At 63.0% G+C, this 24,894-nt stretch carries 26 protein-coding genes and 1 other RNA gene; 19 read left to right on the top strand and 8 right to left on the bottom strand.

The features are described 5' to 3' along the window. Positions 1 to 97: 97 nt before the first annotated feature. On the bottom strand, positions 98 to 1,111 hold the full coding sequence (locus C4Q26_RS20450) for a GNAT family N-acetyltransferase (protein WP_104884061.1): 1,014 nt from the start codon (positions 1,109 to 1,111) through the stop codon (positions 98 to 100). 65 nt (positions 1,112 to 1,176) lie between these two features. Then, positions 1,177 to 1,977, bottom strand: a complete 801-nt coding sequence (locus C4Q26_RS20445) for an ABC transporter substrate-binding protein (RefSeq protein ID WP_023381398.1) — start codon at positions 1,975 to 1,977, stop codon at positions 1,177 to 1,179. A gap of 163 nt (positions 1,978 to 2,140) precedes the next feature. Here C4Q26_RS20445 and C4Q26_RS20440 point away from each other — a divergent pair, with 163 nt between their 5' ends. Then, complete coding sequence (locus C4Q26_RS20440; RefSeq protein WP_023381399.1) at positions 2,141 to 2,692, top strand: exonuclease domain-containing protein; 552 nt, start codon at positions 2,141 to 2,143, stop codon at positions 2,690 to 2,692. A gap of 77 nt (positions 2,693 to 2,769) precedes the next feature. After that, on the top strand, positions 2,770 to 3,054 hold the full coding sequence (locus C4Q26_RS20435) for a pyrimidine/purine nucleoside phosphorylase (RefSeq protein WP_023381400.1): 285 nt from the start codon (positions 2,770 to 2,772) through the stop codon (positions 3,052 to 3,054). A 105-nt stretch (positions 3,055 to 3,159) separates the two neighbouring features. Here C4Q26_RS20435 and C4Q26_RS20425 read toward each other — a convergent pair whose 3' ends face one another. After that, on the bottom strand, positions 3,160 to 3,852 hold the full coding sequence (locus C4Q26_RS20425; RefSeq protein WP_104882349.1) for an alpha/beta family hydrolase: 693 nt from the start codon (positions 3,850 to 3,852) through the stop codon (positions 3,160 to 3,162). Between the two features lie 49 nt (positions 3,853 to 3,901). On the opposite strand from C4Q26_RS20425, the gene ccoN (C4Q26_RS20420) reads away from it, so the two are divergent. From ccoN (C4Q26_RS20420) to C4Q26_RS20340, 16 genes are all read left to right on the top strand, one after another. Beyond that, positions 3,902 to 5,326: a cytochrome-c oxidase, cbb3-type subunit I gene (gene ccoN / locus C4Q26_RS20420; RefSeq protein ID WP_023381402.1), complete on the top strand. Its 1,425-nt coding sequence runs from the start codon at positions 3,902 to 3,904 to the stop codon at positions 5,324 to 5,326. A gap of 13 nt (positions 5,327 to 5,339) precedes the next feature. Then, positions 5,340 to 5,948, top strand: a complete 609-nt coding sequence (ccoO, locus tag C4Q26_RS20415; protein WP_023381403.1) for a cytochrome-c oxidase, cbb3-type subunit II — start codon at positions 5,340 to 5,342, stop codon at positions 5,946 to 5,948. 5 nt (positions 5,949 to 5,953) lie between these two features. After that, on the top strand, positions 5,954 to 6,145 hold the full coding sequence (locus C4Q26_RS20410; RefSeq protein ID WP_023381404.1) for a cbb3-type cytochrome c oxidase subunit 3: 192 nt from the start codon (positions 5,954 to 5,956) through the stop codon (positions 6,143 to 6,145). Then, positions 6,142 to 7,083, top strand: a complete 942-nt coding sequence (ccoP, locus tag C4Q26_RS20405) for a cytochrome-c oxidase, cbb3-type subunit III (protein ID WP_023381405.1) — start codon at positions 6,142 to 6,144, stop codon at positions 7,081 to 7,083. Before C4Q26_RS20410 ends, ccoP (C4Q26_RS20405) begins: the two co-directional genes overlap by 4 nt. A 610-nt stretch (positions 7,084 to 7,693) precedes the next feature. Further along, positions 7,694 to 9,136: a cytochrome-c oxidase, cbb3-type subunit I gene (ccoN, locus tag C4Q26_RS20395; protein ID WP_023381406.1), complete on the top strand. Its 1,443-nt coding sequence runs from the start codon at positions 7,694 to 7,696 to the stop codon at positions 9,134 to 9,136. Further along, positions 9,136 to 9,744, top strand: coding sequence for a cytochrome-c oxidase, cbb3-type subunit II (gene ccoO / locus C4Q26_RS20390; RefSeq protein ID WP_023381407.1), 609 nt, complete (start codon positions 9,136 to 9,138; stop codon positions 9,742 to 9,744). The genes ccoN (C4Q26_RS20395) and ccoO (C4Q26_RS20390) overlap by 1 nt, the downstream gene beginning before the upstream one ends. A 5-nt stretch (positions 9,745 to 9,749) precedes the next feature. Next, positions 9,750 to 9,947 (top strand): CcoQ/FixQ family Cbb3-type cytochrome c oxidase assembly chaperone, encoded by a 198-nt coding sequence (locus C4Q26_RS20385; protein ID WP_023381408.1) that lies wholly within the window; start codon positions 9,750 to 9,752, stop codon positions 9,945 to 9,947. After that, positions 9,944 to 10,921, top strand: a complete 978-nt coding sequence (gene ccoP, locus C4Q26_RS20380) for a cytochrome-c oxidase, cbb3-type subunit III (protein WP_023381409.1) — start codon at positions 9,944 to 9,946, stop codon at positions 10,919 to 10,921. Before C4Q26_RS20385 ends, ccoP (C4Q26_RS20380) begins: the two co-directional genes overlap by 4 nt. A 290-nt stretch (positions 10,922 to 11,211) precedes the next feature. Beyond that, on the top strand, positions 11,212 to 12,627 hold the full coding sequence (ccoG, locus tag C4Q26_RS20375) for a cytochrome c oxidase accessory protein CcoG (RefSeq protein WP_023381410.1): 1,416 nt from the start codon (positions 11,212 to 11,214) through the stop codon (positions 12,625 to 12,627). A gap of 15 nt (positions 12,628 to 12,642) precedes the next feature. Next, entirely contained in the window at positions 12,643 to 13,170 is a 528-nt protein-coding gene (locus C4Q26_RS20370) for a FixH family protein (RefSeq protein WP_023381411.1), read from the top strand. Positions 13,171 to 13,292: 122 nt separating this feature from the next. Next, positions 13,293 to 15,737, top strand: a complete 2,445-nt coding sequence (locus C4Q26_RS20365; protein ID WP_104883440.1) for a heavy metal translocating P-type ATPase — start codon at positions 13,293 to 13,295, stop codon at positions 15,735 to 15,737. A gap of 13 nt (positions 15,738 to 15,750) precedes the next feature. Beyond that, positions 15,751 to 15,963, top strand: coding sequence for a cbb3-type cytochrome oxidase assembly protein CcoS (gene ccoS / locus C4Q26_RS20360; RefSeq protein ID WP_023381413.1), 213 nt, complete (start codon positions 15,751 to 15,753; stop codon positions 15,961 to 15,963). Then, positions 15,956 to 16,639, top strand: a complete 684-nt coding sequence (locus tag C4Q26_RS20355; RefSeq protein ID WP_027907552.1) for a sulfite exporter TauE/SafE family protein — start codon at positions 15,956 to 15,958, stop codon at positions 16,637 to 16,639. The genes ccoS and C4Q26_RS20355 overlap by 8 nt, the downstream gene beginning before the upstream one ends. Before the next feature lie 161 nt (positions 16,640 to 16,800). Next, on the top strand, positions 16,801 to 18,183 hold the full coding sequence (hemN, locus tag C4Q26_RS20350; protein ID WP_104883439.1) for an oxygen-independent coproporphyrinogen III oxidase: 1,383 nt from the start codon (positions 16,801 to 16,803) through the stop codon (positions 18,181 to 18,183). Between the two features lie 183 nt (positions 18,184 to 18,366). After that, positions 18,367 to 19,101 carry a Crp/Fnr family transcriptional regulator FnrA gene (fnrA, locus tag C4Q26_RS20345; RefSeq protein ID WP_015271145.1) on the top strand — a complete coding sequence of 245 codons (735 nt, stop codon included), beginning with the start codon at positions 18,367 to 18,369 and terminating at the stop codon, positions 19,099 to 19,101. Between the two features lie 55 nt (positions 19,102 to 19,156). Beyond that, positions 19,157 to 19,705 carry an adenine phosphoribosyltransferase gene (locus C4Q26_RS20340; protein WP_023381416.1) on the top strand — a complete coding sequence of 183 codons (549 nt, stop codon included), beginning with the start codon at positions 19,157 to 19,159 and terminating at the stop codon, positions 19,703 to 19,705. A 98-nt stretch (positions 19,706 to 19,803) separates the two neighbouring features. Here the strand turns inward: C4Q26_RS20340 and recR are convergent, their stop codons facing one another. The 3 genes from recR to dnaX form a co-directional block, all read right to left on the bottom strand. Next, positions 19,804 to 20,406 (bottom strand): recombination mediator RecR, encoded by a 603-nt coding sequence (recR, locus tag C4Q26_RS20335; protein ID WP_023381417.1) that lies wholly within the window; start codon positions 20,404 to 20,406, stop codon positions 19,804 to 19,806. A gap of 89 nt (positions 20,407 to 20,495) precedes the next feature. Continuing rightward, positions 20,496 to 20,831 carry a YbaB/EbfC family nucleoid-associated protein gene (locus tag C4Q26_RS20330; RefSeq protein WP_023381418.1) on the bottom strand — a complete coding sequence of 112 codons (336 nt, stop codon included), beginning with the start codon at positions 20,829 to 20,831 and terminating at the stop codon, positions 20,496 to 20,498. A 64-nt stretch (positions 20,832 to 20,895) separates the two neighbouring features. Then, positions 20,896 to 22,908, bottom strand: coding sequence for a DNA polymerase III subunit gamma/tau (gene dnaX / locus C4Q26_RS20325; RefSeq protein WP_104883438.1), 2,013 nt, complete (start codon positions 22,906 to 22,908; stop codon positions 20,896 to 20,898). Positions 22,909 to 23,033: 125 nt separating this feature from the next. Here dnaX and C4Q26_RS20320 point away from each other — a divergent pair, with 125 nt between their 5' ends. Then, positions 23,034 to 23,801, top strand: coding sequence for an ABC transporter substrate-binding protein (locus C4Q26_RS20320; RefSeq protein ID WP_023381420.1), 768 nt, complete (start codon positions 23,034 to 23,036; stop codon positions 23,799 to 23,801). A gap of 102 nt (positions 23,802 to 23,903) precedes the next feature. Here the strand turns inward: C4Q26_RS20320 and C4Q26_RS20315 are convergent, their stop codons facing one another. Both C4Q26_RS20315 and ffs read right to left on the bottom strand, forming a co-directional pair. Further along, positions 23,904 to 24,407, bottom strand: coding sequence for a hypothetical protein (locus tag C4Q26_RS20315; RefSeq protein WP_104883437.1), 504 nt, complete (start codon positions 24,405 to 24,407; stop codon positions 23,904 to 23,906). Positions 24,408 to 24,638: 231 nt separating this feature from the next. Beyond that, an RNA gene (ffs, locus tag C4Q26_RS20310) (signal recognition particle sRNA small type) lies at positions 24,639 to 24,735 on the bottom strand. Between the last annotated feature and the right edge of the window lie 159 nt (positions 24,736 to 24,894).

Below are 24,894 nucleotides of genomic sequence, written 5' to 3'. Positions count from 1 at the left end.
GCCGTTTTCCGCCCCCCGGGGAGCGGCCTCTTCGCGATAAAAGGCCGCTCCCACCCGGCGCTCTCACCCGGGCTGCGCAGTTCTTGTTGAGATACCGTCAAACCAGCTTGCAATGATCGAAGAAGCGCTCGCGCCCCAGGATCATCAGCGCCGCACGCTTGTGCGGGAAGTCGAACTCTTTCTCGCAGTGGAAGCACTGGTCGTGCATGTAGCCGATCATCTTGCCATTGTCGGCGCGTGGTTCGGCCACCACCCGCTGGGTACGCGGGTCGTCCAGGAACAGGTAATGCACCAGGGCCGATAACCAGCTCGCGACCTTGTGCGGCCCTCGGTGCGTCTCCTCGCCCACCAGCATATGCACGCCTCGATCGTAATCGTCCGCAGGGTAGAACGGAGCGATGCGGTCCTCTTTCGCCCAGTAGGCTTCGAAGTAGGCAAAAGGCTGGTCATCGAAACAGCCGATCAGCGTCAGGGTATGAGGGTCGGCGTCGAGCTTGGTCAGGTATTCGCGATGCTGCTCCAGGGAGCCGCCCTCCTGCCAGAACTGCTCGACGCGCGGATTGTTCTGCCAGCGGTTGAAGCGCTCCAGGTCCTGGTCGATTTCCAGGGTGCGCAACGATACCCAGCTGCCCAGGCGGGCATCGAAACGGCGATACACCTCACCACGGGGTTTCGGTGCACGGCGGGGGTGACGCTTGCCATGGCTGATCTGCATCTGCTGCGGATAGGGCTCGCTGGCGACCTGGCCAAGCCAGGGCTGGGGCAATTGCCAGAACAGGGTGCGTTCGCACAGGTAGTGCCCCGGCTGGTCGGCACTCAGCAATAGGCCGCTGGTCAATGCCTGCGGCACAGGCTCGGGCAGACGCCAGGCCAGGCGCTGGCGCGCGGGGTCGCGCGACAGCAACCAATAGCACGCGGCCCACAAGGCTTGGTACGGACGCTCCGGGCAAAGGCGTTCAAGGTGAACGTGCAGGGTTTCAGCCGGCTCCAGGCGCACCCGGATCAACGGGCGACCTTCAAGGGTCAGGCTCAGCCAGCAGTCTCCCTCATCGGCGCTCAGGCTGCGCCAGCGTGGCAGGGACAAGGGCTGCGAAGCGGCATCGAACGGCATGGTCATGGCTCACAGGTAGAGAATAGAAAGGCTCACACCTGAAAACGTGACCACGCTGCAGGAATTTAGTCGCCGGGGGTTTCCACGGTAATGCGGTATGGCTGGAAGATCCGCGACAGTTCGCCGGTCTCTCGCAGGTCACGCAGCAACCCGGCGAACGCCTTGTCGCTGATGGGGGCATCGGGGCGGAGCAACGCGTAGTGGTGGTAGACCTGGTCGACCCGCTCCGAGGCCATCAACTGCGCCAGGCTTTCCGGGTTGCGCACCATGAAATCGCTCAGGTAGGAACGGGTCACCAGGGCGATGTCGGAGCGGCCGGCCTGAACCATCAACAGGTTGCTGTCATGGGAATAGGTCAGCGTCGCGTTGTAGGTCTTGCGTAGGTAGTTCGGGTCGGGGTTGAAAGCGGCGAATGCGTAGTGGTAGCCATTGAACAGCGCCAGCCGCTTCCCCCTCAGGTCATCGAAGTAGCGCTGATCACGGTTGTCGAGCTTCTTGGCGACGAATACCTCGGCATCCTCGAGGCCCATGTCCACGGTCTGATGCGGAATGCTTTGCCAGCCCCATTGCGGGTTCTCGAAAATCGCCATGTCGGTGCGACCTTGCTGGAAGTCGCCGAAGCGCCGCTGAATGGAGGTCGGCACCAGCACGAAGCGGTAGTCCTGCTGCAGCCGGTTGAGCGCTTCCACCAGTTGTGGCAGCAAGCCGGTGTCCGCGCCCTGCTCGGGGCGGACCGTATAAGGAGGGAAATGCGCGGCGCCGATCTTCACTTCGATGGCCCCGGCAACGCAGGCAGGCGTGACCAGCCACAGCGCGGCGAGTACCAACAGGGAAGACAACACTTTTAGGCCGGGCGCTGGAGTCAAGACGGACACTCATCACGGTTCGTACCTGGATGCGCCTAAACTAGGCGTTTTCCCTGCGGCGCACAACCGCTGGTTATGCCAAAGTGACGGCATTTTGCCAGGGGATGCCGTGGGGGCAGACATTGGCTACGCTGCTTTGGCATGAATGGCAAGGGAGCCTGGTATGGGCCACTGGTTGGTGATCGACCTGGAAGCCACCACCGATGACGGTGGCTGGCCGGTCACAGAGATGGAAGTCATTGAAATCGGCGCCAGCCTGGTGACCCGCGAAGGCCGCGAGGTCGACCATTTCCAGCGCTTCGTGAAGCCCAGACGGCGCCCGCAGCTGACGCCGTTCTGCCGAGAGCTTACGCACATCAGCCAGGCCAGCGTGGACAGCGCCGCCGGTTTCGCCGAAGTGTGGGTCGCTTTCGAACGCTGGCTGGGGCACCATCGGGGCCAGCTGCAGGCCTGGGTCAGCTGGGGCGACTACGATCGCCAGCAATTATTGCAGGAATGGCAACAGCACAAGGTCGACAGCCTGCTGCGAGACCTGCCGCACATCAACCTCAAGCAACGCTTCGCCAAGGCTCGCCACCTGCAGCGGCCGACCGGGCTCAACGGTGCCTTGCAACTGGCCGGGCTACAATTTTGCGGTCAACAGCACCGGGCCCTGGAAGATGCGCGCAATACGGCGCGCCTGCTGCCCCTGACACTGCCGGCCCACGGCACCTGAAAGCAGATGACGGCGCCAGTGGCCTTGGGCATACTGGCCAGCCCTTTTTCATCCCCCCTCATTTCAGGAGTCGCCCTATGTTCAAGGTCAATGAGTACTTCGATGGCACCGTCAAGTCGATCGCCTTCGAAGGCACTGAAGGTCCGGCCACGGTTGGCGTCATGGCACCGGGCGAATACGAGTTCGGCACCGCCAAGCGCGAGATCATGCATGTCGTTTCCGGCGCCCTGACCGTCAAGCTGCCAGGCAGCGACAACTGGGAAACCTTCAACGCTGGCGACAAGTTCAACGTGCAGGCCGACAGCAAGTTCCAGTTGAAAGTGGCGGTGGACACTGCCTACCTGTGTGAGTACCGCGACTAAGCGTTAGTCCGCACTGGCCTCATCGCCGGCAAGCCGACTCCTACAGGGATCGCGCCGACTTCGGAAATAACTGTAGGAGCCGGCTTGCCGGCGATGAAACCAAGACTATCCCTTCAGAAACCCCGCCACTCGCTCAGCCGCCGCCTGCAAATGCTGCTCATGGCTGAACCCGGAAGCCTTAAGCGGCTTCAAGTCATGATCCGCCGCCACCAGCCAGCTCACTTCGATCGAAGGCGACAGCGCATACCCCTGCACCGCTTCCCGATTACCCAGCGCATCCCGCTCGCCCTGCACGATCAGCGTTGGCGTACGCAACCCAGCCAAGTGCTCGACCCTGGGCTTTTCCGGCTTGCCCACGGCATAGAACGGATACCCCAGGCATACCAGCGCATCGACCCCCAGTTCGTCGGCCAACAGACTGGCCATGCGCCCGCCCATCGACTTGCCGCCAATGGCTAACCTGCCCGCGACCAAAGGTCGCACCTGCTGGTACACCTCGCGCCAGCATTGCAGTAATACCTTCTGAGGATTGGGCGGTCGTTTGCCGCCACTCACCCTGCGCTCGGCCATGTAGGGAAACTCGAAGCGGATCACGCCTACCCCAAGCGCCGCCAGCCTTTGCGCGATGTCCTCCATGAACGTGCTGTCCATTGGCGCGCCCGCGCCATGGGCCAGGATCAGGCCGCCCGCGGGGCCTTCACCCAGCCCTGGGCGCGGAGGATTGCAGCGCAAGCCTGGGACATTTCCGATATTCGCCCATTGATCCCCGTCAATACCGGCACTTTGCCCATTACTCATGCTTGCCTCGCTGTATAGCCTGCCAATAACCGTGGATGGGAACCCATACATGAACACAACCAGCAGTACCGCCTATAACTACAAGGTGGTCCGCCAATTCGCCATCATGACGGTGGTGTGGGGAATCGTCGGGATGGGGCTCGGCGTCTTCATCGCCGCCCAGCTCGCCTGGCCTTCCCTCAACTTCGACCTCCCCTGGACCAGCTTCGGCCGCCTGCGACCCCTGCATACCAATGCGGTGATCTTCGCCTTCGGCGGCTGCGCGCTGTTCGCCACCTCCTATTATTCGGTGCAACGCACCTGCCAGACCACCCTCTTCGCTCCGGGCCTGGCTGCGTTCACCTTCTGGGGCTGGCAACTGGTGATCCTGCTCGCGGCCATCACCCTGCCGCTGGGCTACACCAGTTCCAAGGAGTACGCCGAACTGGAATGGCCGATCGACATCTTGATCACCATCGTCTGGGTCTGCTACGCCATCGTGTTCTTCGGCACGCTGATCAAGCGCACCACCAAGCACATCTACGTGGGCAACTGGTTCTTCGGGGCGTTCATCCTCACCGTGGCGATGCTGCACATCGTCAACAACCTGGAACTGCCGGTGAGCCTGACCAAGTCGTACTCGGTGTACGCCGGTGCCACCGATGCGATGGTGCAGTGGTGGTACGGCCACAACGCGGTGGGCTTCTTCCTGACTGCAGGCTTCCTGGGGATGATGTACTACTACGTGCCCAAGCAGGCCGAACGCCCGGTGTATTCCTATCGCCTGTCGATCGTGCACTTCTGGGCGCTGATCACCCTGTACATTTGGGCCGGTCCGCACCACCTGCACTACACCGCTCTGCCCGACTGGGCACAGTCGCTGGGCATGGTGATGTCGCTGATCCTGCTGGCACCAAGCTGGGGCGGCATGATCAACGGCATGATGACCCTGTCCGGTGCCTGGCACAAATTGCGCAGCGACCCGATCCTGCGTTTCCTGGTGGTATCCCTGGCGTTCTACGGCATGTCCACCTTCGAAGGCCCGATGATGGCCATCAAGACGGTCAATGCCCTGTCCCACTACACCGACTGGACCATCGGCCACGTCCATGCCGGCGCCCTCGGCTGGGTCGCGATGATCTCCATCGGCGCGCTCTACCACACCATTCCCAAAGTGTTCGGCAAGCAGCAGATGCACAGCATCGGCCTGATCAACGCGCACTTCTGGCTGGCGACCATCGGCACCGTGCTGTACATCGCCTCGATGTGGGTCAACGGCATCGCTCAGGGCCTGATGTGGCGCGCGGTGAACAGCGACGGCACGCTCACCTACTCGTTCGTCGAGACCCTGGTTGCCAGCCACCCAGGCTTCATCGTTCGCTTCGTCGGTGGCGCGATCTTCCTCAGTGGCATGTTCCTGATGGCCTGGAACACCTGGCGCACCGTGCGCGCGCCGGCTGCTGAAGCCACCCCTGCCAACGCCCAGCTGGCCTGAGGAGACCTGCCTGATGAAACATGAAGTCATCGAGAAAAACGTTGGCCTGCTGGCCTTGTTGATGGTGTTCGCCGTCAGCATCGGCGGCCTGACCCAGATCGTCCCGCTGTTCTTCCAGGACGTTACCAACAAACCGGTCGAAGGCATGAAGCCCTATACCGCGCTGCAGCTGGAAGGCCGCGACATCTACATCCGCGAAGGTTGCGTCGGTTGCCACTCGCAGATGATCCGCCCGTTCCGCGCCGAGACCGAGCGCTATGGCCACTACTCGGTCGCGGGTGAGAGCGTCTGGGACCATCCGTTCCTGTGGGGCTCCAAGCGCACCGGCCCGGACCTGGCCCGCGTCGGCGGTCGCTACTCGGACGACTGGCACCGTGCGCACCTCTACAACCCACGCAACGTGGTACCTGAATCGAAAATGCCGTCGTACCCATGGCTGGTCGCCCAGCAGGTCGACAACAGCCATACCGACACCAAGATGCGCACCCTGCGCACCCTCGGCGTGCCGTACACCGACGAAGACATCGCCGGTGCCCGTGACGCAGTGAAGGGCAAGACTGAGATGGATGCCCTGGTCGCCTACCTGCAGGTGCTGGGCACCGCCATCAAGAACAAGAGGTAAGTGCGATGGAACTGGACATCGGCATGATCCGCGGCTTGGGCACCCTGGTGGTGATGATCGCCTTCATCGGCCTCTCGCTCTGGGTATTCAACCGCCGCCGCGACCGTGATTTCGCCGAAGCGCGCCTTCTGCCCTTCGTCGACGACCGCCTGCCCCCGGCCGGGCAGGAACCTGCCATGAGGAATGAACGGCAATGACCACCTTCTGGAGTACCTACATCAGCGTACTGACCCTTGGCAGCCTGGTCGGTCTGGCCTGGCTGCTGCTGGCCACCCGCAAGGGTCAGAGCAACAACACTACCGACCAGACCATGGGCCACAGCTTCGATGGCATCGAGGAGTACGACAACCCACTGCCCAAGTGGTGGTTCTATCTGTTCGTCGGCACCCTGGCCTTTGGCGTGGGGTACCTGATCCTGTATCCGGGCCTGGGTAACTGGAAAGGCATCCTGCCCGGTTACGAGAACGGCTGGACCGGCGCCAACGAATGGCAGAAGGAAATGGAAAAGGCGGACGCCAAGTTCGGTCCGATCTTCGCCAAGTTCGCCGCGATGCCGTTGGAAGAAGTGGCCAAGGACCCGCAGGCCCTGAAGATGGGCGGTCGTCTGTTCGCCTCCAACTGCTCGGTTTGCCATGGCTCGGATGCCAAGGGCGCGTATGGCTTCCCCAACCTGACCGACAAGGACTGGCGTTGGGGCGGCGAGCCGGAGACCATCAAGGCCTCGATCATGAACGGCCGTCACGGCGTGATGCCGGCCTGGGCCGAGGTGATCGGCGAGCAAGGCGTGGCCGATGTGGCGGCCTACGTGCTGACCAACCTCGACGGCCGCAGCCTGCCCGAGGGTATCAAGGCCGACGCAGCCAAGGGCAAGGAGATCTTCGCCGCCAACTGCGTGGCCTGCCACGGGCCTGAGGGCAACGGTACTCCCGCCATGGGCGCGCCGAACCTGAATCATCCGCAGGCATTCATCTACGGGTCGAGTTTTGCCCAGTTGCAGCAGACCATTCGCTATGGTCGCCAGGGCCAGATGCCGGCGCAGGCCGAGATCCAGGGCAACGACAAGGTGCATCTGCTGGCGGCTTATGTGTACAGCCTGTCGCAGGGCAACGGTACCGAAACGGTGAGTGCCAAGTAATTACCTTGCGGGAAATCTCGCGCCAGTGAGATCGAGTGCCGCCCGCGCGGCGCATCGCGAGCAAGCCTAGCACCCACGTCTGCGACATCGAGCCAAGCGCCATAGCGTCCCCGCGCAACCCTCGCGGGAATAACTGGCCTGAAACAAACGTAGGAGCGAGCCTTGCTCGCGATGCGCCGCGCGGGCGGCGCTCGATCTACGCCTCTCTGCAAAAACCAAGCCCCCTCTCCCCTTCCCCTTCCCCTTCCCCTTCCCCTTCCCCTTCCCACGCCCCAAGCCGCAGCCCCTCCCTTGCACCCCCTCCGATCAGAACTAAGCTTGTTGCCTCAGTAGCCCTCGCTGCCAATCCAGCGAGACAGACGCGACGCACAGCCTGACGCCGCCAGCAGAAAAAGCTTGACCGTTCGATCAGAAAAAAGCGAAAAACGGTACACATTACAAATATTTATTTGTGTACAATCGACCAAGCCCCAACACCGCGGGACATCGGTGGACGGGTGTGGACACGGGTCGGCGCAAGGATCCTTGCGTTGCCATAACCCAGGTGGTTATCGATACTGGCGCCGATTTTTTCAACCAACAAGAACACCAAAACCGTGGAACCTTAGCAATGAGCACAGCAATCAGTCCGACTGCTTATAACTATAAGGTCGTCCGCCAGTTCGCCATCATGACGGTGGTCTGGGGGATCCTTGGCATGGGGCTTGGGGTGTACATCGCCTCGCAGCTGGTATGGCCACAGCTGAACCTCGACCTGCCCTGGACGAGCTTCGGCCGCCTGCGCCCCCTGCACACCAACCTGGTGATTTTCGCCTTCGGCGGCTGTGCACTGTTCGCCACCAGCTACTACGTGGTGCAGCGAACCTGCCAGACGCGGTTGATCTCCGACAGCATGGCCGCCTTCACCTTCTGGGGCTGGCAGGCAGTGATCATCGGGGCACTGGTGACCTTGCCGATGGGCTACACCACCACCAAGGAATACGCCGAGCTGGAATGGCCGATCGCGATTCTGCTGGCCATCGTCTGGGTCACCTACGCCTTGGTGTTCTTCGGCACCATCGTCAAGCGCAAGACCAAGCACATCTACGTCGGTAACTGGTTCTACGGTGCCTTCATCGTGGTCACCGCGATGTTGCACATCGTCAACCACATGTCCCTGCCGGTAAGCCTGTTCAAGTCGTACTCGGCCTACTCCGGCGCCACCGATGCGATGATCCAGTGGTGGTACGGCCACAACGCGGTGGGCTTCTTCCTCACCACCGGCTTCCTGGGGATGATGTACTACTTCGTGCCCAAGCAGGCCGAGCGGCCGATCTACTCGTATCGCCTGTCGATCGTCCACTTCTGGGCGCTGATCACCCTGTACATCTGGGCCGGCCCGCACCACCTGCACTATACCGCCCTGCCGGACTGGGCCCAGTCGCTGGGCATGGTGATGTCGATCATCCTGCTGGCACCGAGCTGGGGCGGCATGATCAACGGCATGATGACCCTCTCCGGCGCCTGGCACAAATTGCGCACCGACCCGATCCTGCGTTTCCTGGTGGTATCGCTGGCGTTCTATGGCATGTCCACCTTCGAAGGCCCGATGATGGCCATCAAGACCGTGAACTCGCTGTCGCACTACACCGACTGGACCATCGGCCACGTCCATGCCGGCGCCCTTGGCTGGGTAGCGATGATCTCTATCGGCGCGGTCTACCACATGATCCCCAAACTGTATGGCCGCGAGCAGATGCACAGCGTCGGCCTGATCAACGCGCACTTCTGGCTGGCCACCATCGGCACCGTACTGTACATCGCCTCGATGTGGGTCAACGGCATCACCCAGGGCCTGATGTGGCGGGCGATCAACGACGACGGCACGCTCACCTACTCGTTCGTCGAAGCCCTGCAAGCCAGTCACCCGGGCTACATCGTCCGTGCCCTGGGCGGTGCGTTCTTCGCCTCCGGCATGCTGCTGATGGCCTACAACGTGTTCCGCACCGTACGCGCCGCCAACCCGGCGCAGGCTGAAGAAGCCGCCAAGATCGTCGTCGTGGGAGCGCACTGATGAAGCATGAAGCAGTCGAGAAGAACATAGGCCTGCTGGCCTTCTTCATGGTCATCGCCGTGAGTGTCGGTGGCCTGACCCAGATCGTCCCGCTGTTCTTCCAGGACGTCACCAACAAACCCGTTGAGGGCATGAAGCCGCGCACCGCGCTGGAACTCGAAGGCCGTGACATCTACATCCGCGAAGGTTGCGTCGGTTGCCACTCGCAGATGATCCGCCCGTTCCGCGCCGAAACCGAACGCTATGGCCACTACTCGGTCGCAGGCGAGAGCGTCTGGGACCACCCGTTCCTGTGGGGCTCCAAGCGCACCGGGCCGGACCTGGCCCGTGTCGGCGGTCGCTACTCGGATGATTGGCACCGCGCGCACCTCTACAACCCACGCAACGTGGTGCCTGAGTCGAAGATGCCCTCTTACCCGTGGCTGGTGGAGAACAAACTCGACGGCAAAGACACCGCGAAGAAGATGGAAGTACTGCGCACCCTCGGCGTGCCGTACACCGATGCCGACATCGCCGGCGCCCGCGACGCGGTCAAGGGCAAGACCGAGATGGACGCGATCGTCGCGTACCTGCAAGGCCTTGGCACCATCATCAAGAGCAAACGGTGACGCTGATGGATATCGGGATGATTCGCGGCCTGGGCACCGTCGTGGTGATGGTGGCCTTCGTGGGCCTGGCGCTGTGGGTATTCAGCCCACGGCGCAAGCGGGAGTTCGACGAGGCGACCCTGTTGCCCTTCGCGGATGATCCAGAGGCCACCCGGCACGTCGAACAAGCGCAAGAGAAAGCTTCTGGGAGCAAACAACAATGACAACCTTCTGGAGTCTGTACGTCACCGTCCTGACCCTGGGCACCATCTTCTCGCTGACCTGGCTGTTGCTGTCGACCCGCAAGGGCCAGCGCGAAGAGGTCACCGACGAGATCGTCGGACACGCCTTCGATGGCATCGAGGAATACGACAACCCACTGCCCAAGTGGTGGTTCTGGCTGTTCGTCGGCACCATCATCTTCGCCCTCGGTTACCTGGTGCTCTACCCGGGGCTGGGCAATTGGAAGGGCGTGTTGCCAGGCTATTCATACCTGGATAACGACAAGAAGACCGAGTTCGCCAATGGCCAGGCAGGCTGGACCGGCGTGCACGAATGGGAAAAGGAAATGGCGAAGGCCGATGCCCGCTTCGGGCCGATCTTCGCCAAGTTCGCCGCGATGCCCATCGAGGAAGTGGCCAAGGACCCGCAAGCGTTGAAAATGGGCGCGCGACTGTTCGCCTCCAACTGCTCGGTGTGTCACGGCTCCGACGCCAAGGGCGCCTACGGCTTCCCCAACCTCACCGACAGCGACTGGCGCTGGGGCGGCGAGCCCGAGACCATCAAGACCACCATCATGGGCGGCCGCCACGGCGTAATGCCGGCCTGGGCCGAGGTGATCGGTGAGCAGGGCGTGGCCGACGTGGCCGCATTCGTGGTCAGCAAACTCGATGGCCGTGCGTTGCCTGAAGGTGTCAAAGCCGATGCAGAGAACGGCCAGAAGATCTTCGCCGCCAACTGCGTGGCCTGCCACGGGCCTGAAGGCAAGGGTACACCGGCCATGGGCGCGCCTAACCTGACCCACCCTCAGGCGTTCATCTACGGTTCGAGCTTCGCCCAGCTGCAACAAACCATTCGCTATGGTCGCCAGGGACAGATGCCGGCCCAGGAGCAGTTGCAGGGCAATGACAAGGTGCACTTGCTGGCGGCTTATGTGTACAGCCTGTCGCACCAAGCGGAACCGGCCAAGGCTGAATAAGCAATAAGCAGGGCTGGCCTCTTCGCGGGTGAAACCGCTCCCACAGGGATCGTGCACACCCGCGAAGAGGCCGCCGCAGGTACCGCATTTCTAGCAAGCTGATGATCTGGATCAATTGACACCCGCCATAACACGATTCATACCACGAACCCAACGCGACTAAGTGTCGCAGCGCGACCCCGGCGCGCCATCAGCGGCGTATCATGGGGCGCAGAGCGCTAGCAGAATGCGCGAGACCGCGGCCGGCAAGCACTGGCCGAGGCATTTCTCCACTGCCGTGGGACTTGATGATGAGCAAGCAAATTCCGGTACATGACGTCACCCCGCCTGCCAGCAAAGGGAAGGATTCCGTCGACCTCTACGCCTCCCGAGAGAAAATCTACACCCGCGCCTTCACCGGTGTGTTCCGCAGGCTGCGCATGGTTGGCGGCGCGGTACTGTTCCTGCTGTACTTTGGCACCGTGTGGTTGAACTGGGGCGGGCACCAGGCCGTGTGGTGGAACCTGCCGGAGCGCAAGTTCTACATCTTCGGCGCTACCATCTGGCCGCAGGATTTCATCCTGCTGTCGGGGATCCTCATCGTCGCTGCCTTCGGCCTGTTCTTCATCACTGTGTTCGCCGGCCGGGTGTGGTGCGGCTACACCTGCCCGCAAAGCGTGTGGACCTGGATCTTCATGTGGTGCGAAAAAGTCACGGAGGGTGACCGCAACCAGCGCATGAAGCTCGACAGGGCGCCGATGAGCGGCAACAAATTCCTGCGCAAGTTCGCCAAACACAGCCTGTGGCTGCTGATCGGTTTCGTCACCGGCATGACCTTCGTCGGCTATTTCTCGCCGATCCGCGAACTGGCCGTTGAATTCTTCACAGGCCAAGCCGATGGCTGGGCCTACTTCTGGGTCGGCTTCTTCACCCTGGCCACCTACGGCAACGCCGGCTGGCTGCGTGAGCAAGTCTGTGTGTACATGTGCCCCTATGCGCGCTTCCAGAGCGTGATGTTCGACAAGGACACCCTGATCGTTTCCTACGACCCGCGACGCGGCGAAACCCGCGGCCCGCGCAAGAAGGATATCGACTACAAGGCCCAGGGTCTGGGCGACTGCATCGACTGCACCATGTGCGTCCAGGTCTGCCCTACCGGTATCGACATCCGTGACGGCCTGCAGATCGAGTGCATCGGCTGCGCCGCCTGCATCGACGCCTGCGACAGCATCATGGACAAGATGAACTACCCCAGGGGCCTGATCAGCTACACCACCGAGCACAACCTCTCGGGTCAGAAGACCCACATGCTGCGCCCACGGTTGATCGGCTACGCCGTGGTGCTGCTGATCATGATCGGCGCCCTGGCCACGGCGTTCGCCACCCGTTCGCTGGTCGGATTCGACGTCAGCAAGGACCGGGTGCTGTACCGCGAGAACGCCCAGGGCCGGATCGAGAACGTGTACAGCCTCAAGGTGATGAACAAGGACCAGCGCGACCATGTGTATGTGCTCGATGCCGCTGGCCTGCCGGACCTGAGGCTCGAAGGCCAGCGCGAAATACGTGTGGCCGCAGGCGATATCGTCAGCCTGCCGGTGCAGTTGTCGGTCGCACCCGAGAAACTGCCATCGACCACCAACGAAATCACTTTCATCCTCAAGAGCGCCGACGACAGCGCCAGCGAGGTTGAAGCCAAGAGCCGCTTCATCGGCCCCCAGATCCGCTGAGAGAGAACCACAAAAATGCCTGCCGCCACCGCCGCCAGCCCTTGGTACAAGCACCTCTGGCCCTGGATCATCATCGGCATCCTCACCACCTCGGTGTGCCTGAGCCTGACCATGGTCAGTATCGCCGTGCGCAACCCGGACAACCTGGTCAACGACAACTACTACGAGGCAGGTAAAGGCATCAATCGCTCCTTGGACCGCGAACTGCTGGCCCAGACCCTCAACCTCAAGGCCAGTGTGCACCTGGATGAGTTGACCGGCGAAGTCGAGGTGCGCCTGACCGGCAACAGTGACCCGCAGCAGTTGGAACTGAACCTGATTTCACCCACCCAACCGGACAAGGACCGCAAGGTGCTGCTGAGCCGTGCCGAGGTCGGGCGCTATATCGGCCAGTTGGATGACAAGGTCGATGGACGGCGTTTCGTCGAATTGCTGGGCAGCCAGGACGAGCATGTATGGCGCTTGTTCGAAGAAGAGAAGGTGGAGCATGGCCTGACCTTGCAGCTGGGCGACGAGGCCCTGCAAGGGGCCGAGCACCAGTAATGACCCGGCACACGACCGGGGGCGCTCTGAGCGTTGCGCGCGATCATTCGTGGGAGCGGCCCTGTGTCGCGAAAGGGCCGCGAAGCAGCCCCAACCCTGTCAAGACATAAGACTGCCCCAAGATGACCCACCCCACCCCTTGCTACCACTGCGCCATGCCCGTCCCCGCCGGCAGTCGATTCACTGCCGTGGTCCTTGGGCAATCGCGGCAGTTCTGCTGCCCCGGTTGCCAGGCGGTAGCCGAGTCCATCGTTGCGGGGGGCCTGGAGCATTACTACCAACACCGCAGCGACAGCAGTTCCAACCCCGAAGCGCTGCCAAAGCAGTTGCAGGATGAGCTGGCGCTATACGATCGTAACGACGTACAACAGACCTTCGTTCGCCATGCCGGGGAACTGGCCGAGGCCACCTTGCTGGTCGAGGGCATCAGCTGCGCCGCCTGTGGCTGGCTGATCGAAAAACACCTGGGCAGTCTGCCTGGAGTCACCGAGGCGCGGCTGAACCTGTCCAACCACCGCCTGCTGCTGAGCTGGGATGACCACCAGCTACCGTTGTCGCGCCTGCTGGCCGAGTTGCGCCTGATCGGCTACGCCGCCCACCCCTATCAGCCCGACCAGGCCGCCGAACGCCTGGCCCAGGAAAACCGCAGCGCCCTGCGCCGCCTGGGTGTGGCCGGGCTGCTATGGTTCCAGGCGATGATGGCGACCATGGCCACCTGGCCGGAATTCAACATCGACCTGTCACCCGAACTGCACACCATCCTGCGCTGGGTGGCGCTGTTTCTGACCATTCCCATCGTGTTCTACAGCTGCGCGCCGTTCTTCAAAGGGGCCGCGCGAGACCTGCGCACCCGTCACCTGACCATGGATGTTTCGGTCTCGCTGGCAATCGCCCTGGCCTTCGGCGCTGGGATCTGGACCGCCATCACCGGCAGCGGCGAGCTGTACTTCGATACCGTCGGCATGTTCGCCCTGTTCCTGCTCACTGGCCGCTACCTCGAACGGCGCGCCCGCGAGCGTACCGCCGCGGCGACTGCCCAGCTGGTGAACCTGCTGCCGGCGTCATGCCTGCGACTGGATGCCAGTGGCAAGACCGAGCGCATTCTGCTCGCAGAGCTGCAATGCGGCGACACCGTGCAGGTCCTTCCCGGCGCGGTGATTCCCGCCGACGGGCGCATCGTCGAAGGCCGCTCCAGTGTCGATGAATCGCTGCTCACTGGCGAATACCTGCCTCAACCCCGTAAGCCGGGCGAGCGGGTGACCGGCGGCACCCTGAACGTCGAGAGCACCCTGAACGTGCAGGTCGAGGCCCTGGGGCATGACTCCCGGCTGTCGGCCATCGTCCGCCTGCTGGAGCGGGCGCAGACGGAAAAACCGCGCCTGGCGGAAATCGCCGACCGCGCCTCGCAAGGCTTCCTGTTGTTCAGCCTGGTAGCGGCGGTGGCCATCGGACTGTGGTGGTGGCACCTGGACCCAAGCCGGGCGTTCTGGATTGTCCTGGCCATGCTGGTGGCGACCTGCCCTTGCGCACTGTCCCTGGCCACCCCCACCGCCCTGACCGCCGCTACCGGTACCCTGCACAAACTTGGCCTGCTGGTGACCCGTGGCCATGTGCTGGAGGGCCTGAACCAGATCGACACGGTGATCTTCGACAAGACCGGCACCCTCACCGAAGGCCGCCTGGCGCTGCGCAGCATCCGCCCGCTGGGCTCACTGCCCGCCGACCGCTGCCTGGCCCTGGCGGCCGCCCTCGAAAACCGCTCCGAACACCCCATCGCCCGCGCTTTCGGCCGCACCGCCCGGTCGGCCGACGACGTGCAGACCGTGCCTGGGCTTGGCCTGGAAGGACGGGTGGACGGTCAGCGACTGCGGATCGGCCAGGCCACCTTCGTCTGCGCCCTGAGCGGCACCGAGATCCCCGGCGTCCCAGAGCCCCGCGGCCAATGGCTGCTGCTGGGGGATCGCCAAGGCCCGCTGGCCTGGTTTGGCCTGGACGACCGCCTGCGCGAGGACGCCGCTGACCTGCTGGCCGCCTGCAAGGCTCGCGGCTGGCGCACCCTGCTGCTGTCCGGCGACAGCTCACCGATGGTCGCCGAAGTGGCCGCGCAACTGGGCATCGACCAGGCCATCGGTGGTCTGCGTCCGGACGACAAGCTGGACCGCCTCAAGGCACTGCAGTCAGCAGGCTGCAAGGTGCTGATGCTGGGTGACGGGGTCAACGACGTGCCGGTGCTGGCTGCCGCCGACATCAGCATCGCCATGGGCAGCGCCACAGACCTTGCGAAAACCAGCGCTGATGCCGTGCTGTTGTCCAACCGCCTGCAGGCCTTGGTGCAGGCCTTCGACCTGGCTCGCCGCACTCGCCGCAACATCATCGAGAACCTGCTCTGGGCAACGCTGTATAATGGCCTCATGTTGCCGTTCGCCGCGCTCGGCTGGATCACTCCGGTATGGGCCGCCATCGGCATGTCGGTCAGCTCGCTGATCGTGGTCCTCAATGCCCTGCGCCTGACCCGGCTGCCAGGCAGGCCGGCCGCCAGCAGCCATCCGCAACCCGCCACGGCCTGACCAGGAGCCCACCATGCCAGCCCTCTATGTCATGATCCCGGCCGCCCTGCTGCTCGTTGGCGTGGCGGTGTACATCTTTTTCTGGGCGGTGGACAGCGGCCAGTACGACGACCTCGAAAGCCCGGCCCACAGCATTCTTTTCGACGACCAGGACCCCCGTCACCAGGCTGCCGTGAAGGGCGACGAGGCGCATATCGACGACAAGGAACCACCTTCCCGTGCCTGAACTGCTTCCCCTGCTGGGCTCGGCACTGGTGCTGGGACTGCTCGGCGGCGGCCACTGCCTGGGCATGTGTGGCGGCCTGATGGGCGCCCTGACTCTGGCGATTCCGCCAGAACAGCGCGGTCGTCGCCTGCGTTTGCTAATGGCCTACAACATGGGCCGGATTCTCAGTTATGGCTGTGCCGGCCTGCTGCTGGGCCTGGCCGGCTGGGCCGTGGCCAGCAGCCCTGCCGCCCTGGCGTTGCGGGTGATGGCAGCGCTGCTGCTCATAACGATGGGGTTGTATCTGGCCGGCTGGTGGAGTGGACTGACCCGTATCGAAGCGCTGGGGCGTGGCCTGTGGCGGCATATCCAGCCAGTCGCCTCACGCCTGATGCCCGTCTCCAGCGTACCCCGCGCCCTGCTGCTGGGGGCACTGTGGGGCTGGTTGCCGTGCGGTCTGGTGTACAGCACCTTGCTGTGGTCGGCCAGCCAAGGCAATGCCGGTTACAGCGCAGCCTTGATGCTGGCATTCGGAGTCGGCACCTGGCCGGTGCTGCTGGCCACGGGTTTGGCGGCAGAACGTGTGAACGGGCTGTTGCGACGACGCAGTGTGCGTGTGGCCGGCGGTGTACTGGTGATCGTGTTTGGCCTGTGGACCTTGCCCGGGCCACATCAGCATTGGCTCATGGGGCATTGATCGTCAGCAGCCCCAGCGGGAACGCGCTGACACTGTAGGAACGAGCTCGCGGGCAAGTAGGCCGCACGACGCGCCCCCATGGCCCTTGATACAAATCAACACAGTTTCCTACAGACGCCCCTAGACTCCGGACACTGCTGCTCTTTCCGGGGACTGCCCACATGCTCGACGACCTACGTTGGGATTCCGACCTGATCCGCCGCTACGACCTGGCCGGACCACGCTACACCTCCTACCCGACCGCCGTGCAACTGCACAGCGAAGTGGGTTCGTTCGACTTGCTGCACGCCCTGCGCGAAAGCCGCCGAGCCGTGCGCCCGCTGTCGCTCTATGTGCATGTGCCGTTCTGCGCCAACATCTGCTACTACTGCGCCTGCAACAAAGTCATCACCAAGGACCGCGGCCGTGCCGCGCCTTACCTGCAGCGCCTGGAGCAGGAGATCCAACTGATCGCCTGCCACCTGGACCCTAAACAACGTGTTGAACAGCTGCACTTCGGCGGCGGCACGCCGACCTTCCTCAGCCATGTGGAATTGCGCCAGCTTATGGCCACCTTGCGCCAGCACTTCCACCTGCTGGACGACGACTCGGGCGACTACGGCATCGAGATCGACCCACGCGAGGCCGACTGGTCCACCATGGGCTTGCTCCGCGAGCTGGGCTTCAACCGTGTCAGCCTGGGCGTCCAGGACCTCGACCCGGCCGTGCAACGGGCCGTCAACCGTCTGCAGAGCCTGGAGCAGACCCGCACCTTGATCGAAGCGGCGCGCACCCTGCAGTTCCGCTCAGTGAACCTGGACCTGATCTATGGCCTGCCCAAGCAGACCCCCGAAGGCTTCGCCCGCACGGTCGAGGAAGTGATCCGCCTGCAGCCCGATCGCCTGTCGGTGTTCAACTACGCCCACCTGCCCGAGCGCTTCATGCCGCAACGGCGCATCGACAGCAACGACCTGCCCAGCCCCGCCGCCAAGCTCGAAATGCTCCACGCCACCATCGACCAGCTCACCGCCGCCGGGTACCGCTACATCGGCATGGACCACTTCGCCCTGCCCGACGACGAACTGGCCATCGCCCAGGAAGAAGGCACCCTGCAGCGCAACTTCCAGGGTTACACCACCCATGGACACTGCGACCTGATCGGCCTGGGAGTTTCGGCCATCAGTCAGATCGGCGACCTGTACTGCCAGAACAGCAGCGACCTCAACACCTATCAGGACGCCCTTTCCAATGCACAGCTGGCCACCCAGCGCGGCCTGCTGTGCAACCAGGACGACCGCGTGCGCCGCGCAGTGATCCAGCAGCTGATCTGCCACTTCGAACTTGACTTCGCGCCCATCGAACAGGCCTACACCATCGATTTTCGTGGGTACTTCAATGACCTTTGGCCACAGCTGCTGACCTTGCAGCGGGACGGCCTGATCCACCTGGACGACAAAGGGATCCGTATCCTGCCGGCAGGCCGCCTGCTGGCGCGCTCGGTGTGCATGGTGTTCGACGCCTATCTGACCCTGCACAACCACCAACGCTTTTCACGGGTCATCTGAACAGACGAGTCGCATTACCACATGGACAACCTACCTTGCCAGGGACACTATGGGCAGATCGCGAGCCAAGGCATACCCGCTTAGGCTGCACCAGTTCGCACCACAACTGCGCACACTGGCCTACAACCTATGCCGTGAGTTACCCTTACGGCTTATGTGTGTTTCCCACAAGGATCGATTCAAATGTCCGAGCCAGTCAAACTGCGCCCCCACAACCAGGCCCATTGCAAGGATTGCAGCCTGGCCCCTCTGTGCCTGCCTCTTTCGCTCAATCTGGAAGACATGGATGCACTGGATGAAATCGTCAAGCGTGGGCGGCCGCTGAAGAAAGGCGAATTCCTGTTCCGACAGGGGGACAATTTCGGTTCGGTCTATGCAGTACGCTCCGGCGCCCTCAAGACGTTCAGCCTGAGCGACAGTGGCGAAGAGCAGATCACCGGCTTCCACCTGCCCAGCGAGCTGGTCGGCTTGTCGGGCATGGACACCGAGGCGTACCCGGTGTCGGCCCAGGCCCAGGAAACCACCTCGGTCTGCGAAATCCCGTTCGAGCGCCTCGACGAGCTTTCGGTGCAGCTTCCACAGCTCCGCCGCCAGCTGATGCGGGTGATGAGCCGCGAAATCCGCGACGATCAGCAGATGATGCTGCTGCTCTCGAAGAAAACCGCCGATGAGCGCATCGCCACCTTCCTGGTCAACCTGTCCGCCCGCTTCCGCGCCCGTGGCTACTCGGCCAACCAGTTCCGCCTGAGCATGTCGCGCAATGAAATCGGCAACTACCTGGGCCTTGCCGTGGAAACCGTGTCGCGGGTGTTCACCCGCTTCCAGCAGAACGGCCTGATTCGCGCCGAGGGCAAGGAAGTGCACATCCTCGACCCGATCCAGCTTTGCGCGCTGGCCGGTGGTGCAATGGAGGCCTGAGGTCGCAGCTAACGAGGTATACTTGCGCATTCGTTTTCCCAGGATACCTGCAACAATGCACAGCGATGCCTTCGACCTCAAAGCCCTGATCCGCCCGGTAGTGGACTTCCCCAAGCCGGGCGTGATCTTCCGCGACATTACCCCCTTGTTCCAGTCGCCGCGCGGGCTGCGCTATGTCGCCGACCAGTTCATCGAGCGTTATGTCGAGGCCGAGTTCAGCCATATCGGCGCGATGGATGCACGCGGCTTTTTGATCGGCTCGATCATCGCCCACCAGTTGAACAAACCCCTGATCCTGTTCCGCAAGCAGGGCAAGCTGCCGGCCGACGTACTGTCAGAGGGTTACCAGACCGAGTACGGCGAAGCCTTCCTTGAAGTGCACGCCGACAGCCTATGCGAGGGTGATTCGGTGTTGATCTTCGATGACCTGATCGCGACCGGCGGCACGCTGCTGGCAGCGGCGAACCTGGTACGTCGCACTGGCGCGCAGGTGTTCGAGGCGGCGGCGATCATCGACCTGCCGGAGCTTGAAGGCTCGCGCAAGCTGCAGGCGGCTGGGGTGCCGACCTTCTGCCTGACCGAGTTCTCGCTGAGCGAATACTGAGTCGGGGCACCACGACAAGCCGGCTCCCACACTGTCCGGATCACCGCCGTACCTGTAGGAGCCTGCTTACCCGCGAACACGGGCAAGCCCGTGTCAGATCACAACGAAATCGGCTTGCGCCCGGCGAAGGCATGGGCCAGCGTCCCGCCATCCACCAGCTCCAGTTCGCCACCCAGCGGCACGCCATGGGCAATGCGCGAGGCCACCAGGCCCTTCTCGGCTAGCAACTGCGCGATGTAATGGGCCGTCGCCTCCCCTTCCACCGTAGGGTTGGTCGCCAGGATCACCTCGGTAAACGTCCCCTGCTCTTCGATGCGCGCCATCAACTGCGGCACGCCGATCGCCTCTGGCCCCAGGCCATCCAGTGGAGACAAATGCCCCTTGAGCACGAAGTACCGGCCGCGGTAGCCGGTCTGCTCGACCGCATACACATCCATCGGCCCTTCCACCACGCACAGCTGGGTATCGTCGCGACGTGGGTCGGCACATTGCGGACACAGTGCCTGCTCGGTGAGCGTACGGCACTGCTGGCAATGACCCACACCTTCCATGGCCTGGCTCAGAGCTTGCGCCAGGCGGGTACCACCGCTGCGGTCGCGCTCAAGCAGTTGCAGGGCCATGCGCTGGGCAGTTTTCTGGCCGACACCCGGCAGAATGCGCAAGGCGTCGATCAGTTGGCGGATCAGGGGGCTAAAGCTCATGTGTGCAGGCCTGTGAATTCAAGAAACAGAACGAACAAGGGAGCAACGACCCAGCGGCCGTTGCTCCCCAATTTGACGCAAGAGCCCGATCAGAACGGCATCTTGAAGCCCGGCGGCAACTGCATGCCGGCCGTCATGCTGCCCATTTTTTCCTGGCTGTTCTGCTCGACCTTGCGCACGGCGTCATTGAGCGCGGCCGCGATCAGGTCTTCGAGCACTTCCTTGTCGTCTGCGTCGGTCGACATCAGGCTCTGGTCGATGCTGACGCGCTTGACGTCGTGACGACCGGTCATCACCACGCTCACCAAGCCGCCACCGGACTGGCCGGTGACTTCGGCGTTGGCCAGCTCTTCCTGCATCTTCTGCATTTTTTCCTGCATCTGCTGGGCCTGCTTCATCAGGCCGGCCATGCCACCTTTCATCATGGGGGTATACCTCGATTGGGTCGTGTGATGCAGCCCGACGGGTGGCCGGGCGCATGGTTATCCGTTACTGGCCCTGGCTGACCAGGGCGTCTACAGGCTCAATAGTATCGTGCCGGACCGTGGCACCGAACAGTTTGATCATCTGCTGGATCAAGGGGTCCTGCTCGATCGACACCACCGCCTCATGCTGGCGCTCGGCGCGCTTGCGCGATGCGGCTTGGGCGGGCGTCTCCTGCTCGGGGCGCACCAACTCGATCCTAAGGTTCAGGGTACGTCCCAGGTGCTGGTTGAGCGCTTCGTTCAAGCGGCGCTGCTGAGTGCTGTTGAACAGCGCGCCCTGCCCGGGATCCAGGTGCAACAGCCAGTCATCACCGTCTGCCGCGATCAGCGTACAGTTTGCCGCGATGTTGCCTGTCATACCGGAGACAGGCAACTGTGGGAATAATTCCAGCCATTGCAAGGCCAGACCGGTGGCTGGCTGGGCAGCAGGCAACGGCTCTGGGGCTGCGACAGGCTGGTCTTCCTGAACGTGTTCGGCCAATTCGTCGAGGTAGCTGAAGCCCATCGGCTCGCTGTCGCCAGCATAGTAGTCGTCGTCCATCGGCGGCTCATCGTCACGGTCCATGCCTGCTGGAGCATAGGCATTCGGATCGAACGGTGGCGCCTCGAAGGCTGGCGGTGCGCTTGGTGGCTCGGGCTTCACAGGCACAGGCGCCGGAACGGGCTCGATGGCCTTCGGAGCTGGCTGGGCCGCGGGCTCCTCCCACGGCAGGTCGACAACCTCTTCTACAGGTGCAGGCTCCGAATGAGCCACTTCTGGCTCAGCTTCCGGCGCCGGCTCCGCGACCACCTGCTCGACCGCAGGCGCTGGCGGCGCCTCGACAACGGGCGACGCAACAGCAACCGCCGCCGCTGCCACCGGTTTCGCAGAATCAGCTGTGGCCTGGCTGATCCCCACCGGCTTTAGTACCGGTTTCGGCGCATCTTCGGTATCGGCCGGACGGAACGCCAGCATGCGCAACAGCACCATCTCGAAGCCGCCCCGAGGGTCCGGCGCCAACGGCAGGTCACGACGGCCGATCAGGCCCATCTGGTAATAGAACTGCACGTCCTCGGCGGGCAACGCCGCCGCCAGGGCCAGCACTCGCTCACGATCGCCCTGGCCATTGTCCACTGCCTCTGGCAAAGCCTGGGCGATGGCCACCCGGTGCAACACATTGAGCATTTCAGCCAGTACGCCACTCCAGTCCGGCCCTTGCTCGGCCAGGTTGCGCACCGCTTCGAGCAGGGCACGGGCATCGCCTTCCAGCAACGCCTGGAGCACGCCATAGACCTGGCCATGGTCAAGGCTGCCGAGCATGGCACGCACGTCAGCGGCCAGCACCTTACCCTCACCGAAGGCGATGGCTTGGTCGGTAAGGCTCATGGCGTCGCGCATCGAGCCATCGGCGGCACGTCCGAGCAACCACAGCGCATCCGGCTCGAACGGCACGTTCTCGGCCGTGAGCACGTGACTCAGGTGCTCGACCACCCGCTCGGGGCTCATGTTCTTCAGCGAGAACTGCAAGCAACGCGACAAGATGGTGGCCGGCAGCTTCTGCGGGTCGGTGGTGGCCAGGATGAACTTGACGTAGGGCGGCGGCTCTTCCAGCGTCTTGAGCAAGGCGTTGAACGAGTGAGTGGACAGCATGTGCACTTCGTCGATCAGGTAGACCTTGAAGCGTCCGCGGCTTGGCGCGTACTGCACGTTATCGAGCAGTTCGCGGGTGTCTTCCACCTTGGTTCGGCTGGCGGCGTCGATCTCGATCAGGTCGACGAAACGGCCCTCGTCGATCTCACGGCACACCGAACAGGTGCCACAAGGCGTGGACGTGATGCCGGTTTCGCAGTTCAGGCATTTGGCTATGATGCGCGCAATGGTAGTCTTGCCGACCCCGCGGGTGCCGGTGAACAGGTAGGCGTGATGCAGGCGCTGATTGTCCAGCGCGTTGATCAAGGCCTTGAGCACATGGGTCTGGCCGACCATTTCGCGGAACGAGCGCGGACGCCATTTACGTGCAAGAACCTGATAACTCATCGAAAAACCATCGTAGCCTGATCGAGCGAAGGATCGCTAATCCTAGCGGAGCGGGGGCAAAATTGCACCCTGCGCGGTTCGTCTAAGCTAAGGAACTGGCGCAGGAAGTTCCGGGAGGAAAGCCCTTGCGAAGACTGCTGGCCCTGTTGTTGTTCTGGACCACCCACAGCCTGGCCGAGCAGCCAGTGCTGCGCTTCTCCGTCGTCGAGAGCTGGAGCATGCCGCTGATTCGTACCGAAAAGGGTCGGCCGGTGGAGGGCATGCTGTACGACCTGATGCAGGCCCTGGCCCGCGAAGCCGGTGTCCGCCCTGAATACCACCTGATGGCCCGCCTACGCTTGCAGCAGGCGATGAACGACGGCGATATCGACGTGCGCTGTTACGTCAGCACCCTGTGGTTCAATGACCGCCCTGGAGATTTCGTCTGGAGCATTCCTCTGTTCACCCAGCGCGATGTGCTGGTCGGCCGCCCCGGCGAGCGCAGCCCTGCCAGTGTGGAGCAGTTGCCACCGCAAGCCATCGGCACGGTGTTGGGGTACACCTATGCCTCGCTCGAGCCCCTGTTCAAGCAGCAGCGCCTGCACCGTGAAGACAGCCGTAACCAGGTGCTGGTGCTGCAGAAGCTCGAGGCGGGTCGCTATCGGCATGCGGTGAGCAACCTGATGTCACTGCAGTGGTTCAACCAACGCTTGCCGGCCGAGCAGCACCTGAAGGCAGTGGCCGTGCTGGAAGAGCAGTCCCTAGGCTGCATGGTGCGCAATGATCCGGCGATACCGACCCAGGGGTTGCTCCGGGCGCTGGTGAGGATGAAGCAATCGGGAGAGATCGAACGGATCACCCGGCGGTATGGGGCCGTGGAATATCCGGGAGACGCCTCGGCGGCTCTACCTTGATGCGGTGGGCACTGGGCTCGCCTTGATTGGGGCACGGCTGCGCCATACCCCCTCTACCAAGAAGAGATCAGCCACCGGGATGCCAGAGGGGTTGCCCTGGGCTCAGCGAGACGGCGCAGCCATGTGTTGCTGATGCTGCATCATCTGCTCCATCATCATCTGCTGCATGCCCATGTACCTGTCCATCATGTATTGATGCTGCTTCATCTGCTCGGGCGTCATCTGCGAGTAATGGCTGCCCATTTGCCCCCAGCCCATCTTGTGGCCGCCGCCCATCATAGGCCCGCCCATCTTGCCGCCTGCACAGCATCCCATCATGCCCGCACCCCACATCCCGGACATCATCTGCATGCTCTGCTGCATCATTGCCTGGTGCTCCTGCATCAGCTTCTGCCGCTGAGCAGGGTCGGTGGTTTTCTGGATAAGGCTCATCTGCTCCTGCATCTTCTTCAGATTTTCCTGGGCCTTGGCCATCTGTTGATCGAACTTCTCGACACTCATGGACTGCTCGGCCGGCTTGGCGACGCCAGCGTCCTGCTGGGCATAGATCAGCGCCGGGAAAAGCACTGCTGCCAAAGCGATAACGGCGAATTTGGAGGCTTTCATGGTTCAGCTCCTTGCGCGCAAGGTCAGGGTAGGGAGTGGAGCGCCACTGTCCAATCTAATCCTGGCCGCACACCCGAAACTGATCTAAATCAACCACGCAACCTATCGCGACGCACAGGCGATAGCAGCCGCTCAGCGACCACCACTGGGGCGTACCAATACGTTGTTCGACTCTGGGGATGCTGGAGCGAGAAATCCTTGAGAATTCAAGGACTTGCGTAATGGAGGCGGCCCCACCAGCCACACCCCGGCACTCGATGTCACCGCTACGGCTGCTCCCTTCCGGGCCTGACCGGGTTAACGGTTAATCAATGCGGGGGGACCGATGGGGCCACCACTACGCGGCTCGCCATGTGACGAGCCGCGCCATTGTACCGGTCTGGGGCGAACTTACAACCTCTGCGGCGAGAAAAAGTCATCATTTCTCAATGACTTGTCCTGACGCGCCTGACTCGTCGCCGCTAAGCCGGCCGCTACACGGGCCGCG

The organism is Pseudomonas sp. SWI44 (assembly GCF_002947915.1).
Classification (GTDB): Bacteria; Pseudomonadota; Gammaproteobacteria; order Pseudomonadales; family Pseudomonadaceae; genus Aquipseudomonas; species Aquipseudomonas taiwanensis.
The sequence above is the reverse complement of the archived record's forward strand: the minus strand, read 5'-3'. Positions and strand labels throughout refer to the sequence as shown.

Bases quoted from the DNA above. Each gene is read 5' to 3' on its own strand.
- ccoN (WP_023381406.1), top strand. From the start codon at position 7,694: ATGAGCACAGCAATCAGTCCGACTGCTTATAACTATAAGGTCGTCCGC.
- C4Q26_RS20330 (WP_023381418.1), bottom strand. From the start codon at position 20,831: ATGATGAAAGGTGGCATGGCCGGCCTGATGAAGCAGGCCCAGCAGATG.
- C4Q26_RS20425 (WP_104882349.1), bottom strand. From the start codon at position 3,852: ATGAGTAATGGGCAAAGTGCCGGTATTGACGGGGATCAATGGGCGAAT.
- ccoN (WP_023381402.1), top strand. From the start codon at position 3,902: ATGAACACAACCAGCAGTACCGCCTATAACTACAAGGTGGTCCGCCAA.
- C4Q26_RS20435 (WP_023381400.1), top strand. From the start codon at position 2,770: ATGTTCAAGGTCAATGAGTACTTCGATGGCACCGTCAAGTCGATCGCC.
- C4Q26_RS20410 (WP_023381404.1), top strand. From the start codon at position 5,954: ATGGAACTGGACATCGGCATGATCCGCGGCTTGGGCACCCTGGTGGTG.
- C4Q26_RS20440 (WP_023381399.1), top strand. From the start codon at position 2,141: ATGGGCCACTGGTTGGTGATCGACCTGGAAGCCACCACCGATGACGGT.
- ccoP (WP_023381405.1), top strand. From the start codon at position 6,142: ATGACCACCTTCTGGAGTACCTACATCAGCGTACTGACCCTTGGCAGC.
- C4Q26_RS20365 (WP_104883440.1), top strand. From the start codon at position 13,293: ATGACCCACCCCACCCCTTGCTACCACTGCGCCATGCCCGTCCCCGCC.
- fnrA (WP_015271145.1), top strand. From the start codon at position 18,367: ATGTCCGAGCCAGTCAAACTGCGCCCCCACAACCAGGCCCATTGCAAG.
- C4Q26_RS20385 (WP_023381408.1), top strand. From the start codon at position 9,750: ATGGATATCGGGATGATTCGCGGCCTGGGCACCGTCGTGGTGATGGTG.
- recR (WP_023381417.1), bottom strand. From the start codon at position 20,406: ATGAGCTTTAGCCCCCTGATCCGCCAACTGATCGACGCCTTGCGCATT.
- C4Q26_RS20370 (WP_023381411.1), top strand. From the start codon at position 12,643: ATGCCTGCCGCCACCGCCGCCAGCCCTTGGTACAAGCACCTCTGGCCC.
- ccoG (WP_023381410.1), top strand. From the start codon at position 11,212: ATGAGCAAGCAAATTCCGGTACATGACGTCACCCCGCCTGCCAGCAAA.
- ccoO (WP_023381403.1), top strand. From the start codon at position 5,340: ATGAAACATGAAGTCATCGAGAAAAACGTTGGCCTGCTGGCCTTGTTG.
- C4Q26_RS20315 (WP_104883437.1), bottom strand. From the start codon at position 24,407: ATGAAAGCCTCCAAATTCGCCGTTATCGCTTTGGCAGCAGTGCTTTTC.
- ccoP (WP_023381409.1), top strand. From the start codon at position 9,944: ATGACAACCTTCTGGAGTCTGTACGTCACCGTCCTGACCCTGGGCACC.
- C4Q26_RS20340 (WP_023381416.1), top strand. From the start codon at position 19,157: ATGCACAGCGATGCCTTCGACCTCAAAGCCCTGATCCGCCCGGTAGTG.
- dnaX (WP_104883438.1), bottom strand. From the start codon at position 22,908: ATGAGTTATCAGGTTCTTGCACGTAAATGGCGTCCGCGCTCGTTCCGC.
- C4Q26_RS20450 (WP_104884061.1), bottom strand. From the start codon at position 1,111: ATGCCGTTCGATGCCGCTTCGCAGCCCTTGTCCCTGCCACGCTGGCGC.
- ccoS (WP_023381413.1), top strand. From the start codon at position 15,751: ATGCCAGCCCTCTATGTCATGATCCCGGCCGCCCTGCTGCTCGTTGGC.
- ccoO (WP_023381407.1), top strand. From the start codon at position 9,136: ATGAAGCATGAAGCAGTCGAGAAGAACATAGGCCTGCTGGCCTTCTTC.
- hemN (WP_104883439.1), top strand. From the start codon at position 16,801: ATGCTCGACGACCTACGTTGGGATTCCGACCTGATCCGCCGCTACGAC.